The organism is Enorma timonensis (assembly GCF_000321165.1).
Taxonomy (GTDB): domain Bacteria; phylum Actinomycetota; class Coriobacteriia; order Coriobacteriales; family Coriobacteriaceae; genus Enorma.
Window position 1 is genome coordinate 1 of record NZ_CAPF01000063.1, and the last position, 12,509, is coordinate 12,509.

General features: G+C 64.0%; 20 protein-coding genes. All 20 read right to left on the minus strand.

Translation table 11 applies throughout. The features are described 5' to 3' along the window. Positions 1-210 precede the first annotated feature (210 nt). Entirely contained in the window at positions 211-741 is a 531-nt protein-coding gene (rplQ, locus tag BN423_RS07355) for a 50S ribosomal protein L17 (protein WP_019239617.1), read from the minus strand. A 30-nt stretch (positions 742-771) separates the two neighbouring features. Beyond that, positions 772-1,716: a DNA-directed RNA polymerase subunit alpha gene (locus BN423_RS07360; RefSeq protein WP_026089042.1), complete on the minus strand. Its 945-nt coding sequence runs from the start codon at positions 1,714-1,716 to the stop codon at positions 772-774. Between the two features lie 36 nt (positions 1,717-1,752). Beyond that, positions 1,753-2,349: a 30S ribosomal protein S4 gene (rpsD, locus tag BN423_RS07365; RefSeq protein WP_019239619.1), complete on the minus strand. Its 597-nt coding sequence runs from the start codon at positions 2,347-2,349 to the stop codon at positions 1,753-1,755. Positions 2,350-2,371: 22 nt separating this feature from the next. Further along, on the minus strand, positions 2,372-2,779 hold the full coding sequence (rpsK, locus tag BN423_RS07370) for a 30S ribosomal protein S11 (RefSeq protein WP_019239620.1): 408 nt from the start codon (positions 2,777-2,779) through the stop codon (positions 2,372-2,374). Between the two features lie 14 nt (positions 2,780-2,793). Beyond that, complete coding sequence (gene rpsM, locus BN423_RS07375; RefSeq protein WP_019239621.1) at positions 2,794-3,168, minus strand: 30S ribosomal protein S13; 375 nt, start codon at positions 3,166-3,168, stop codon at positions 2,794-2,796. 15 nt (positions 3,169-3,183) lie between these two features. Beyond that, on the minus strand, positions 3,184-3,297 hold the full coding sequence (gene rpmJ, locus BN423_RS07380) for a 50S ribosomal protein L36 (protein ID WP_006363204.1): 114 nt from the start codon (positions 3,295-3,297) through the stop codon (positions 3,184-3,186). Positions 3,298-3,436: 139 nt separating this feature from the next. After that, a complete protein-coding gene (gene infA, locus BN423_RS07385; protein ID WP_019127912.1) occupies positions 3,437-3,655 on the minus strand; it encodes a translation initiation factor IF-1 in 219 nt (72 codons plus the stop codon). 454 nt (positions 3,656-4,109) lie between these two features. Continuing rightward, positions 4,110-4,898 (minus strand): type I methionyl aminopeptidase, encoded by a 789-nt coding sequence (gene map / locus BN423_RS07390; RefSeq protein WP_019239622.1) that lies wholly within the window; start codon positions 4,896-4,898, stop codon positions 4,110-4,112. Further along, a complete protein-coding gene (locus BN423_RS07395; RefSeq protein ID WP_019239623.1) occupies positions 4,895-5,521 on the minus strand; it encodes an adenylate kinase in 627 nt (208 codons plus the stop codon). Before BN423_RS07395 ends, map begins: the two co-directional genes overlap by 4 nt. A 66-nt stretch (positions 5,522-5,587) precedes the next feature. Then, complete coding sequence (gene secY / locus BN423_RS07400) at positions 5,588-6,856, minus strand: preprotein translocase subunit SecY (RefSeq protein WP_026089043.1); 1,269 nt, start codon at positions 6,854-6,856, stop codon at positions 5,588-5,590. Continuing rightward, complete coding sequence (rplO, locus tag BN423_RS07405) at positions 6,850-7,299, minus strand: 50S ribosomal protein L15 (RefSeq protein ID WP_019239625.1); 450 nt, start codon at positions 7,297-7,299, stop codon at positions 6,850-6,852. The genes secY and rplO overlap by 7 nt, the downstream gene beginning before the upstream one ends. 2 nt (positions 7,300-7,301) lie before the next feature. Further along, positions 7,302-7,484, minus strand: a complete 183-nt coding sequence (gene rpmD, locus BN423_RS07410; protein ID WP_019239626.1) for a 50S ribosomal protein L30 — start codon at positions 7,482-7,484, stop codon at positions 7,302-7,304. A 2-nt stretch (positions 7,485-7,486) separates the two neighbouring features. Continuing rightward, positions 7,487-8,017 (minus strand): 30S ribosomal protein S5, encoded by a 531-nt coding sequence (gene rpsE / locus BN423_RS07415; protein WP_019239627.1) that lies wholly within the window; start codon positions 8,015-8,017, stop codon positions 7,487-7,489. 11 nt (positions 8,018-8,028) lie between these two features. Then, positions 8,029-8,391, minus strand: a complete 363-nt coding sequence (gene rplR / locus BN423_RS07420; RefSeq protein WP_019239628.1) for a 50S ribosomal protein L18 — start codon at positions 8,389-8,391, stop codon at positions 8,029-8,031. Between the two features lie 66 nt (positions 8,392-8,457). Beyond that, a complete protein-coding gene (gene rplF / locus BN423_RS07425) occupies positions 8,458-8,994 on the minus strand; it encodes a 50S ribosomal protein L6 (protein WP_019239629.1) in 537 nt (178 codons plus the stop codon). Between the two features lie 32 nt (positions 8,995-9,026). Further along, entirely contained in the window at positions 9,027-9,425 is a 399-nt protein-coding gene (gene rpsH, locus BN423_RS07430; protein ID WP_019239630.1) for a 30S ribosomal protein S8, read from the minus strand. Between the two features lie 119 nt (positions 9,426-9,544). Next, positions 9,545-9,730, minus strand: a complete 186-nt coding sequence (locus BN423_RS07435) for a type Z 30S ribosomal protein S14 (RefSeq protein ID WP_026089044.1) — start codon at positions 9,728-9,730, stop codon at positions 9,545-9,547. A 78-nt stretch (positions 9,731-9,808) separates the two neighbouring features. Then, entirely contained in the window at positions 9,809-10,366 is a 558-nt protein-coding gene (gene rplE, locus BN423_RS07440; RefSeq protein WP_019239632.1) for a 50S ribosomal protein L5, read from the minus strand. Between the two features lie 302 nt (positions 10,367-10,668). Continuing rightward, positions 10,669-11,667, minus strand: a complete 999-nt coding sequence (locus BN423_RS07445) for a dipeptidase (protein ID WP_019239633.1) — start codon at positions 11,665-11,667, stop codon at positions 10,669-10,671. Positions 11,668-11,762: 95 nt separating this feature from the next. Continuing rightward, positions 11,763-12,431, minus strand: a complete 669-nt coding sequence (locus BN423_RS07450) for a helix-turn-helix transcriptional regulator (protein ID WP_019239634.1) — start codon at positions 12,429-12,431, stop codon at positions 11,763-11,765. Positions 12,432-12,509 lie beyond the last annotated feature (78 nt).

A 12,509-nucleotide genomic window follows, 5' to 3' on the forward strand; every position in this document is an offset into this window, starting at 1 on the left:
GAAACGAACGTTTTATGCGGGGGTGGCCGAGTAGCAGCAACAACGGCAACACCACTACCTGCTGTTTTGCTGGCGCGCACCCTCTTGCTACTTCAGGAGGTGCCAATAAACCGCTCGTTTCGCGCAGTTTGGGTTTTCAAGCCATCAAACTGCCGATAAAAAAGGCCCCGCCGCAGGGCAGGGCCTTCCACATGCGATTGCGGCACGCCGCTACTCGGCGGCCTGCTCCTCGGTCGCCTCGGTCTCGGCAGCCTCGGCCTCGGCGGTCTCCTCGGCAGCAGCCTCCTCGACGGGAGCCTCCTCCTCGGTCTCCTCGGCCTTCTTCGGCGCGACGGGCTTCACGGGAGCCGGCGCGGCCTTCTTGGCCTTGGGGGTGCAGGGCTCGGAAACGATCTCGATGATGACCATCGGGGCGTTGTCACCCTTGCGGGGGCCGAGCTTCATGATGCGGGTGTAACCGCCGTTGCGGTCGGCCCACATGCCCTGAGCGGCCTTGTCGAAGATCTCGGCCACGAGGTCCTTGTCGCCGAGCTTGGCGATGGCGAGACGGCGGGAGTGAAGGTCGCCCTTCTTCGCCCACGTGATGATGGGCTCGGCATAGCTGCGGAGCGCCTTGGCGCGCGTCTCGGTGGTCTTGATGCGATCATAGGTGAACAGCGCCTGGGCAAGGCTCTTCTTCATGGCCTTGGTGTGGCTCGCATCGGTACCGAGCTTCAGGCCCTTCTTCTTGTTGTGACGCATGGTCTCGTTTCTCCTCTATATGCTGACCGCTTAAGCCTTCAGGCTCAGGCCCATGGACTCAAGCTTGTCCTTGACTTCCTCGATCGACTTCACGCCGAAGTTGCGGATGTTGAGAAGATCGTCCTCGGAGAACTCCACAAGCTGGCGCACCGAATGGATGCTCGCGCGCTTCAGGCAGTTGTAGGAGCGCACGGAGAGATCCAGGTCCTCGATCTGCTTATCGAGCTCGGCGTTGTCGTTCGTGACCTCGGGGGCGAAGATCGAAGCCTCCTCCTCGACCTCGGGGGTCTCGGCGAGGTTCATGAACGCAGCCATGTGCTGGTTGATGATGTTCGCGGCCTGCACCACGGCCTCGCGGGGCGTGATGGCGCCGTTCGTCTCGATCTCAAGCACCAAACGGTCGTAGTCGGTACGCTGACCCACGCGGCACGCCTCGACGAGCTTGGCGCAGCGGCGCACCGGCGAGAAGAGGGAGTCGACGTGGATGTAGCCGATCGGGTCGCTCTCGCGCTTGTTGCCCTCGTAGGACACATAGCCGCGACCGTGACCGATGCGCATGCTCATCGTGAGGTGGCCGCCCTCGTTCAGCGTGGCGATGTGCTGCTCGGGGTTGACGAGCTCGAACTCGGACGGGATGAAGAAGTCAGCACCGGTGACCTCGCACGGGCCGTCGATGGAGATGGTCGCCGTGCCCTCGTCGACCGACGTGCCGTTCGCGCGGAACACGAGACCCTTCACGTTGAGGACGATGTCGGTGACATCCTCCACCATGTTCGGGATGGTCATGAACTCGTGCTGAACGCCATCGATCTTGATCGCCTCGACGGCAGCGCCCTCGAGCGAGGACAGCAGCACGCGACGAAGCGAGTTGCCGAGGGTGTCGCCGTAGCCGCGCTCGAGGGGCTCGGCAGACACGCGCGCCGACGTCTCGTTGATCTCTTCGACCTGAACCTGAGGCCTAATGAATTCTGACATGTATTAAAACCTCCAGCCTCAGCAGCCCAAAGCGGACTACTTCGAGTAGAGCTCGACGATGAGCTGCTCTTGGATATCGGTGCTGATCTGCTCGCGAGCGGGCAGCGAGAGCACGTTACCGGAGAGCTTCTCGATGTCGACCTCGAGCCAGCCGGGAACCTCGAAGCGCTCGGACTGGATGAGGGCCTCCTTGATGGGGAGGAGGTCGCGGTACTTCTCGCCCACCGCGATGACGTCACCGGGCTTGACGAGGTAGCTCGGGATGTCGACGCGACGGCCGTTCACCGTGAAGTGGCCGTGGGTGACCGTCTGGCGCGCCTCGCGACGAGTGCGGGCGAAGCCGAGGCGGAACACGACGTTGTCGAGACGGCTCTCGAGGAGGACCATGAGGTTCTCACCCGTGATGCCGTTCATCTTGCGGGCACGCTCGTAGTAGCGGCGAAACTGCTTCTCGAGCACGCCGTAGATGAACTTCGCCTTCTGCTTCTCGCGCAGCTGCATGCCGTACTCAGATTCCTTGCGGCGACGCTTGGGCTGACGCTTCGATTCCTTCTTGCTGCTATAGCCGAGCTCCACGGGATCGATCCCGAGCTGGCGGCAGCGCTTAAGAACAGGAGTCCTGTCGATTGCCATGGTAGTGCGATCCTTTCAGAAGTTACACGCGGCGACGCTTCTTGGGGCGGCAGCCGTTGTGCGGGATGGGGGTCTTGTCCTGGATGCTCGTGACCTCGAGGCCCGCGGCCTGCAGCGAGCGGATGGCGGTCTCGCGGCCGGAACCCGGGCCCTTCACGAACACGGCGACCTTGTGCATGCCGTGCTCCATAGCGGCCTTGGCGCAGGCCTCGGCAGCCATCTGGGCAGCGAACGGGGTGCTCTTACGCGAACCCTTGAAGCCCACCTGGCCAGCCGACTTCCAGGCAATGACGTTGCCCTGCGGATCGGTGATCGAGATGATCGTGTTGTTGAACGTGGAACGGATGTGAGCCTGCCCCACGGAGATGTTCTTGCGGTCGGCGCGCTTCACACGGGTCGTGGCGCCGCGCTTGTTCTTAGCAGTAGCCATGTGTTAAGCGCTCCCTACTTCTTCTTCTTGGCACCGATCTGACGCTTCGGACCCTTGCGGGTGCGAGCGTTGGTGTGCGTGCGCTGGCCGCGGACCGGGAGGCCCTTGCGGTGGCGCAGGCCACGATAGCAGCCGATGTCCATGAGGCGCTTGACGTTCTGGTTGCGCTCACGACGGAGGTCGCCCTCGATCATGAGGTGCTGCTCGTCGATGTACTTACGGATGACGTCGACTTCCTCGTCGGTGAGGTCCTTGACGCGGGTATCCGGGTTGATGTTCGTCTCGGCGCAGATCTTCGACGCCGTGGTGCGGCCGATGCCGTAAATGTAGGTCAAACCGATCTCGATGCGCTTCTCGCGCGGCAGATCGACACCGCTAATACGGGCCAATGTAGTTCTCCTCTCTTAACCCTGACGCTGCTTGTGGCGCGGATTCTCGCAGATGACGAGAACCTTTCCGTGGCGCCTGATGATCTTGCACTTATCGCACATCTTCTTGACCGAAGGACGTACCTTCATCGTTCTTCCTTTCGGTAGTGCTCAAACTACAAACCTACTATCTACTCGTCCAGCCGCAGACGTGAATTACCAAGGCTGGGTGCGCGCGATCCGGTTGAGCGAGCCGGATGCCCGCGCTGGGGCGGACGCCCCGCGCTGCCTACTTGTACCGATAGGTGATGCGCCCACGCGTGAGGTCGTAGGGCGAGAGCTCTACGACGACCTTGTCGCCGGGAAGGATGCGGATATAGTTCATGCGGATCTTGCCCGAGATGGAGCAGAGCACCGTATGACCGTTACCCAGATCGACACGAAACATCGCGTTGGGCAGCGGCTCGGTGACCGTACCCTCGAGCTCGATTGCGTCTTCCTTCTTCACAAGCACATCTTTCTCTCGAATGATGACAGCAGCGACTTATGATACATCATCTTCTGTGTCGTTCATGTGGATTTCACATCGAACGCACACCGGGGGCGGCACAGGCGGGCGGGTCATATCATCCCGTGCTCAAACAGTCCTCGCTCGGCGGCTTCGCCGCCTCCCTGCGGAACTGCGCGCGGGACGATATGACCCGCCCGCCCCGACGAGGTGAACGCTCGATGCTTGGCTCGCCACACCAGATGGACGAATTGCACTCGCGCCCGTCCTCATGTAGCAATCGAACCTGTCCCCGGTGACTCCGTGAGTCAATTGAACCCGTCCCCAACGACTCAAGGAGGCGGAGGCGGGTCCCCCATATCGTTCCGCGCGCAGTTCGCGCAGCGCTGTTTGAGCACGGAATGATATAAGGCGGTCGCCCCCGCCTTCAGCAGGTCGACTGCGGCCAAACGCGCTACATGACCCCGCCCTGGAGACTGCACCAAGGACCCTGGGCATCGGCGGTGAGGATCACCGGGCCGTCGTTCGTGATGGCGATGGTGTTCTCGTAGTGCGCGGCGGGCAGATGGTCGTTCGTCGTGACGATCCAGCCATCCGCGCCCGTGCTCACGCGGTGCGTGCCGAGCGTGATCATGGGCTCGATGGCGATGACCATGCCGGCCTCGAGGCGCACGCCGCGCCCCTTCTTGCCGTAGTTCGGGACGTTCGGCTCCTCGTGCATCACGCGGCCAACGCCGTGGCCCACATACTCGCGGAGCACGCCGTAGCCGTGGCTCTCGGCGAGCGACTGGATCGCGTGGCCGATGTCGCCGATGCGGTTGCCGGGCACGGCTTGCTCGATGCCCGCCTTCAGGCAGTCCACCGTGACCTCGCAGAGCGCCTTCACCTCGGGCGCCGGGTTGCCCACGAAGAACGTCCAGGCGTTGTCGCCCACCCAGCCGTCGACGATCGCGCCGGTGTCGATGGAGATGATGTCACCGTCACGGAGGATGACGTCGGGGTTGGGGATGCCGTGCACCACCGCGTCGTTCAGCGAGGCGCAGATGGAACCCGGGAACCCGCCGTAGCCCTTGAAGGCCGGCGTGCCCCCGTGCATGCGGATGATCTGCTCGGCGAGCTGGTCGAGCTCGAACGTGGAGACGCCGGGGCGCACCATGGCGCCCACGTGGCGGAGCGCCATCTTGGAGAGCGCGCCCGCCTTCTTCATCTCCTCGATCTCAAAAGGCTCCTTGATCTTGATCATAGACCGAGCGCTTCCTTGACGTCGGCGTAGACCTCGTCGATGGAACGGGCACCGTCGACGCTCTTGAGGAGGCCCTGGCCGCGGTAGTACTCGACGAGCGGGCTCGTGGCGGTCTCGTAGACGTCGAGACGGTTCTGGATGGTCTCCGGCTTGTCGTCATCGCGCTGGTACATCTCGCCACCGCAGTTCGGGCACACGGCGTCGGCCGCGGTGCCGGTGTAGCCGCAGGCGCGGCAGGTGCGGCGCGCGGAGAGGCGCTCGATGATGACCTCGGGCGCGACGTCGATGAGCAGCGCCGCGTCGATGGTGCGACCGAGCGCGGAGAGCTCGGAATCGAGGGTCACGGCCTGCACGGTGTTACGCGGGAAGCCGTCGAGGATGAAGCCCTTCTGCGCATCGTCGGCAGCGAGGCGCTCCTTCACGAGGTCGATGACGAGCTGGTCGGGCACGAGCTCGCCGGCGTCCATGTACTGCTTCGCCTGGACGCCCAGCTCCGTGCCGCCCTTCACGGCAGCGCGCAGCAGGTCGCCGGTGGAGATGTGCGCCACGCCGTAGTCGGCCACGAGGCGCTGGGCCATGGTGCCCTTGCCCGCACCGGGCGCTCCCAGAAGTACGATGTTCATAGGAGTCTCCTCTCCCATAGTATGAGCAAAAGCCCCCGCGCTCAGCACGGGGGCTCCTGCAAGAACTTACTTGAAGAACCCGTCGTAATTATAGGTCTTCAACTGACCCTCGAGCTTGTCGACGGTATCGAGCACCACGCCCACCATGATGAGCACCGAGGTGCCACCGAAGGATTGGATGAGCTGGTTGCCCGTCGCCGAGAACACGATCGAAGGCACGATGGCGATGAGCGCGAGGAACACGGCGCTCGGCAACGTGATCTTGTTGAGCACGTTCTTGATGTAGGCCGCGGTGGCGCGACCGGGGCGCACGCCCGGAATGAAGCCGCCCTGGCGCTTGAGCTGGTCGGCCGTCTCGTCCGGGTTGAACACCATGGAGGTGTAGAAGTACGCGAAGAACACGATGAGGACCACGTTGAGGATCCAGTTGATCCAGCCCTGCGCGAGCGCGTTCGCCACGGCCATCACCCAGTTGATGCCGGGGAAGAACACGGCGAGCTGCGCCGGGAAGTAGAGCAGGGCGCTCGCGAAGATGATCGGCACGACGCCCGCGGTGTTCACCTTGATGGGCAGGTAGGTGGACTGGCCGCCCATGACGCGGCGACCCACCACGCGCTTGGCGTAGCTCACCGGGATGCGGCGCTGGCCGCGCTCCAGGAACACGATGAACGGGATCACGACGAGCACGACCACGACGGCCACGATCGTCACGACGGTACCCATCACGTCACCGTCGAGTGAGGCGAAGATCGCCTGCGGCAGGCCGGACATGATGTTCGCGAAGATGATGAGCGACATGCCGTTGCCGATACCGCGCTGGGTGATGAGCTCACCGATCCACATGATGAGCATGGAGCCCGCGACGAGCGTGCCGACGACCATGATGTCGAAGATGATCTCGGGAGCGTCGGCGTTCGCGAAGCTGATGCCGTAGCTCTTGAAGAGGAACAGGTAACCGATCGCGTTCAGGATGGAGAGGCCGAGCGTGAGGTAGCGAGAATACTGGGTGATCTTCTGCTGGCCGACCTCGCCCTCGCGGGCAAGCTCGTGCAGGCTCGGAATCACGCTCTGCAGGAGCTGCAGGATGATGGAGCTCGTGATGTAGGGCATGATGCCGAGCGAGAACACCGACACATAGCTCAGCGCGCCGCCGGAGAAAAGCGTCAGCAACCCCATAGCGCCCTCGGTGGGGAAAAGGCCCGCCATCCCCTGGAAGGGGACGCCGGGCACAGGGACGTGTGCACCGATACGGTACAGCACGAGCATCGCTATGGTGAAGAGAATCTTATCCCGAAGGTCCTTGACCCGGAACGCGTTCTTCAGGCCAGTTAGCACGGGAGCTCGACCGACCCTCCGGCCGCCTCGATCTTGGCCTTGGCGGCAGCGGAAACCTTGTCCACGCGGACGGTGAACTTCTTGCTGGTCTCGCCCTCAGCAAGGATCTTGACGGGCTGGAATTCCTTCTTGATGATGCCGGCTGCCTTGAGCGCGGCGCCGTCGATCACCGCACCGTCCTCGAACTTCTCGTCGAGGCGGGCGATGTTCACGGGCGCGAACTCGATGCGGCGCGGGTTACGGAAACCCGGGAGCTTGGGCAGGCGCATCGCGAGCGGGGTCTGACCGCCCTCGAAGCCCGAACCCTTGCCGCCGCCGGAACGGGAAAGCTGACCCTTCTGGCCGCGACCCGCCGTGGTGCCGTGACCAGAGGAGTTGCCGCGACCGATGCGCTTGCGGCGATGCGTCGACCCCTCTTGCGGGGTGAGGTCATGAAGCTGCATTGCTACTCCTCTACAATCTCAACAAGGTGCTTGACCTTGAAGATCATTCCGCGGACAGATGCGTTGTCGGGAAGCTCGTGAACACGGTTGATCTTCCCGAGGCCCAGGGCCTTGATGGTCCTGACCTGGTCCTGCTTGGCACCGTTGGTGCTGCGGACCTGCTTGACCTTGATGGTATCTGCCATGCTTAACGCTCCTTCTTGCCAACGAACATCTCGGAGACGGTGAGGCCGCGGCGGGCAGCGACGTCCTCAGGGCTCGAGAGCTCCTTCAGGCCCTCGGCAGCGGCCTTGATGATGTTGAGGCCGTTGTCGGTGCCGAGCGACTTGGACAGCACGTTCTTGATGCCGGCAAGCTCGAAAAGGGGGCGCACCGCGCCGCCGGCGATGACGCCGGTACCCTCGACAGCGGGCTTGATGATGATGCGGCCGGCACCGAAGTGGCCGATGACCTCGTGCGGGATGGTGCCCTCGTCGGTCACGGGCACATGGAACATGTGCTTCTTCGCGTCGAGCGAAGCCTTGGAGATGGCCAGCGGCACCTCGGCCGACTTGCCCATGCCCAGGCCGACGTTGCCCTTGCCGTCGCCGACGACGACGAGCGCCACGAGCGACATGCGACGGCCGCCCTTGACGGTCTTGGCGACGCGGTTGATGAAGACGACGCGCTCCTCGAACTCGGAGGCCTCGCGCTGCTTGTTGTCACGATTACGAGCCATGCTCTAACCTCCTAGAACTCGAGGCCGGCGGCACGGGCGCCGTCGGCGAGGGCCTTCACGCGGCCATGGTAGATGCGGCCGCCACGGTCGAAACGAACGGCGGTGATGCCAGCCTCGATGGCGCGCTTGCCGATGAGCTCGCCCACCTTCTCGGCGGCCTCCTTGTTCGACGTGTGGGTGCCCTTGAACTCGGCCTCGAGCGTGGAGGCGGAGACGAGGGTGTGGCCCTTGGTGTCGTCGATGATCGCCGCGTAGATGTTGGCGTTCGTACGGGTCACGCGCAGGCGCGGACGCTCGGGGGTGCCGAAGATCTTGCCGCGGACGCGACGCTTACGGCGCGCAAGGCCTGCAGCTTTCGCTTTATTCTTGTCCATGTGAAATCTCCTTGAGAATCCTCGCCCGCACCTAACGGGGTGCGGGACTTGTCCGGGCGGGTCTTACTACTTGGCGGCCTTACCGAGCTTGCGACGGATGTGCTCGCCGACGTAGTGGATACCCTTGCCCTTGTAGGGCTCCGGCGGACGCTTGCCGCGGATCTCGGCCGCGACCTGGCCGACCTGCTGCTTATCGATGCCCTTCACGTTGATGTGCGTGTTGTCGGGCACCTCGAAGGTGATGCCGGCGGGCGCGTCGTAGATCACGGGGTGCGAATAGCCGAGCGAGAGCTCGAGCGAGGTGCCCTTGAGCTGGACGCGGTAGCCGACGCCCGCGAGCTCGAGCGCCTTGGTGTAGCCCTCGGACACGCCGGTGACCATGTTCTGGATGAGGGCGCGGGTGAGGCCGTGGCGGGCACGGGTCTCGCGCTCATCGTCGGGGCGGCTCACGGTGAGCACGCCATCCTCGACGGTCACGTCGAGCTTGTTGTAGACATCGAGCTCGAGCTGGCCCTGGGGACCCTTGACGGTCACATGCGAGCCGTCGACTGCCACTTCGACTCCGGCGGGAATCTGGACAGGCTTCTTACCGATACGGGACACGGTGTTCTCCTTCCTTCTACTCGCCTAAGCGCTTACCACACGTACGCGACGATCTCGCCGCCCACGCCCGCCTTGCGGCAGTCGCGGTCGGCCATGACGCCGTGGCTGGTGGAAACGATGGCGGTACCAAGACCACCGCGGACGCGGGGAAGGTCGGCGACACCGGCGTACTTGCGCAGGCCGGGCTTCGAGATGCGGCGGATGCCGGAGATGACCTTCTGCTTCTTGGGGCCGTACTTGAGCGTGATGTGGAGGGTCTTCTGGGGCACGGTGTCCTCGACCGTGTAGCCCTCGATGTAACCCTCCTCGAAGAGGACGCGCGCGATCTCGACGAGCTTCTTCGAGCTCGGCATGGAGACGGCGGCCTTGTTCGCAGCGTTCGCGTTACGGATACGCGTAAGCATGTCTGCGATCGGGTCAGTGAGGTTCATGCAGATTCTCCTTCGTTCTAGATGAACTCGTGCGACCGGTTCTCGCCCACCCATAGCGGACGAGCCTGCATGCACGTTCTTCCCTGCCGGGGCTGCAAATCCCCGACGCTGGCAGTGACTTACCAGCTGGCCTTCTTGATGCCGGGAAGCTCGCCGCGGAGCGCCAGCTCGCGGAAGCACACACGGCACAGGCCGAACTTGCGGTAGACCGAGTGCGGGCGACCGCAACGCTGGCAACGGGTGTACTCGCGCGTCGAGAACTTCTGCTTGCGCTGCTGCTTGACGATCATCGATGTCTTAGCCACATTTCCTCCTAACGTAAGGTATCCATAGCCCCGCGCGGCGACGGGCACCTACCCGCCGCCGCGTGCGCGAGGCAAAAACTACTTCTTGAACGGGAAGCCGAACCCGTCGAGGAGGGCGCGGCCCTCTTCATCGGTGTTCGCGGTGGTAACGATGGTGATGTCCATGCCGCGGGTGCGGTCGACGGAGTCGAAGTCGATCTCCGGGAAGATGAGCTGCTCGGTCACGCCCATGGAGAAGTTGCCACGGCCGTCGAAGCTCTTGGGGTCGATGCCGCGGAAGTCGCGGATGCGCGGGATCGCGATGGCGGTGAGGCGATCCAGGAACTCCCACATGCGGTCGCCGCGGAGGGTGACCTTGGCGCCGATGGGCATGCCGGCACGCAGGCGGAAGGACGCGATGGACTTGCGGGCGCGGGTGATCATGGGCTGCTGGCCGGTGATGGCGCGCAGGTCGCGCACGGCACCGTCGATGGCCTTGGAATCGGTCGCGGCCTCGCCGACGCCCATGTTCACGACGATCTTCTCGATCTTGGGGATCTGCATGACGTTCTTGTACTGGAACTTGTCCTGCAGCTGCTGGCGCACCTCGTTCTGGTACTTGGTCTTGAGACGGGGCACGTACTTCTCTTCAGCCATCTTCACTCCTTTGGGGTTTTAAGCACGGGGCGTGGCCTTCCATGTAAAAACACCCCAGGGGTTATTTTACATAGCGGTTGTCCTCGTGCCTCCTGCCGCGCCGTGCGCGCGCTTGGCTTCTCGCGGCACGACAAATCTCCGGCAGGAGCCGGGCAATACGAGTCGGTATGATACGCGCATGCGGGCGGAATTGCCAGAGAAACTTGCGGAAACCCGCACTGGCTGCGGATTTCCATATTTGCAGCGCGCGAGCACGAGGTGAGGGCGAGCGGGAGCGGTGTGCCTGCCCCCCGCCGCGCCGCCTACCACGCGTTCGCTTCGAAGAACGCGAGCGCGTTGCCGCCGCACAGCGCCTCGCACAGCTGCGCGCCGAAGCGCTTCGTCAGCCGCTCCTGGAACGGTCCGAGCCTCGAGGCGTCCGCCAACCACGACGGGGTCTCGCAGCCGTCGAAATCGCTGCCCAGCGCCACCACGCGCTCGCCGCCCAGGTCGAGCCAGTGCTCGATGTGGGCGCACACGTCGTCGTAGGTAGGTTCCGCCGCCTGCGGGTCGTCCACGAGGAAATCGCAGCAGTAGTTGAGCCCGACGATGCCGCCGCGGTCGCGAATCTCGCAGAACTGCGCATCCGTGAGGTTGCGCGGGTGGCCGCACACCGCGCGGGCATTGGAGTGGCTCGCCACGAACGGGCGCTGGGCGATGCGAGCGACCTCGTCGAAGCAGGCGTCGTTCAGGTGCGACACGTCGAGCACCATGCGCTCCGCTTCCATGCGGCGCACGGCGTCCCGTCCCACCGGCGTGAGCCCCGCGCCCTCGTCGTCGTGCCCGCTCGCGAGCGGACCTCGGGCGTTCCAGCTGAGCGACGCCATGCACACGCCCTCCTGCGCGCAGCGGTGCACCCATTCGAGGTCGTCGGCGAAGAGGCGTGCGTTCTCGATGGTCTTCACCACGCCGAGCTTGCCCGCCGCGATCGCCGCACGGGCATCCGCGCCGCTTCGCACGGCAGCGAGCGCATCCGGATGCGCGCGAACCTGCTCGTCGAGGTAGGTGGAGACGCAGTGCCAGAAGCCCACCCCCTGCTCCGCATCCAAGCCGTCGGGGATGAAGCAGGCGAAGCACTGCAGCCAAGGGACGCCGTCGGCTGCCGCCGCCGACACCGCAAGCGAGCTTGCCGCCAGGTCCTGGCCGGCGGCGGGAATGAGGGCCTCGGGCACGCCGGCCGCCATGACGACGTCCGCCGGCACGTTTCGCAGCGAGAGCATCGTCGCGGTATCGCAATGCAGGTCGAAGACGGGATATGCCATGGCAAAGCCTCCTTAGATGAGCGAACTCAAAAGACCGGCGTCGTCTCGGCGGAAAACGCCCGATCCCCGGGCGGAGTCGCCACGGCACCGGGTCACTACTCGTTCTCGCTGCGCGCCTTCTCGAGATAGCGATAGACCGTCGCGACCGACATACCGCATTCCTCAGCCACGATGGAAACGGCGCCTTTCATGAGGAACACACCCTCGCTATACATCGAAAGGATCGCCTCATGCTTCTGCGCGCTCGAAAAGCTCGACGGCGGCAAAGGATACTTCGACAGAACCGAGCGCACCATGCGGCGCGTCGTCTCGGCGGGGTCGCCCTGAAGCGTCTCCTCAAGATCACGATGGTCTTCACCGGGCGAGCCGCTTGCATAGTCGGGAATAAACTTCGACAGCATGCCAACCAGTGTCTCAACAATCGTGACGTCGATATTGACGCACAGAAGGCCGATCAGCCGCCCATGCTCATCGTGTATGAACAGGGTGGAAGATCTGAATCGCCTTCCCTGCGCCGACTTCGCCGCAACGCCCACGACGTACCCGCACGTCGTCGTGTCGCCTTCTTTAATTAGCTTGAGCGCGGCGTCAGTCGCGCCGTCGCCCACCTTGCGCCCAGAGAGATGGCCGTTTCGAATGTAGACGATCGACGACTCGAAATCCCGTGCGTCGTGAACGACGACCTCGGCGAACTCGCCAAGCCCGTCGCTGATGAAATCGGCGAGGGTGAAAACGTCTTCGATCTTGTGCACGGTCAGCGCCATAGTCGATTAACTCCCGTACGGATGAGATGCCACTTGGGCGAGCGCGTGGCGTGGCCGGTTCGCTCGCCCTGAATCAAC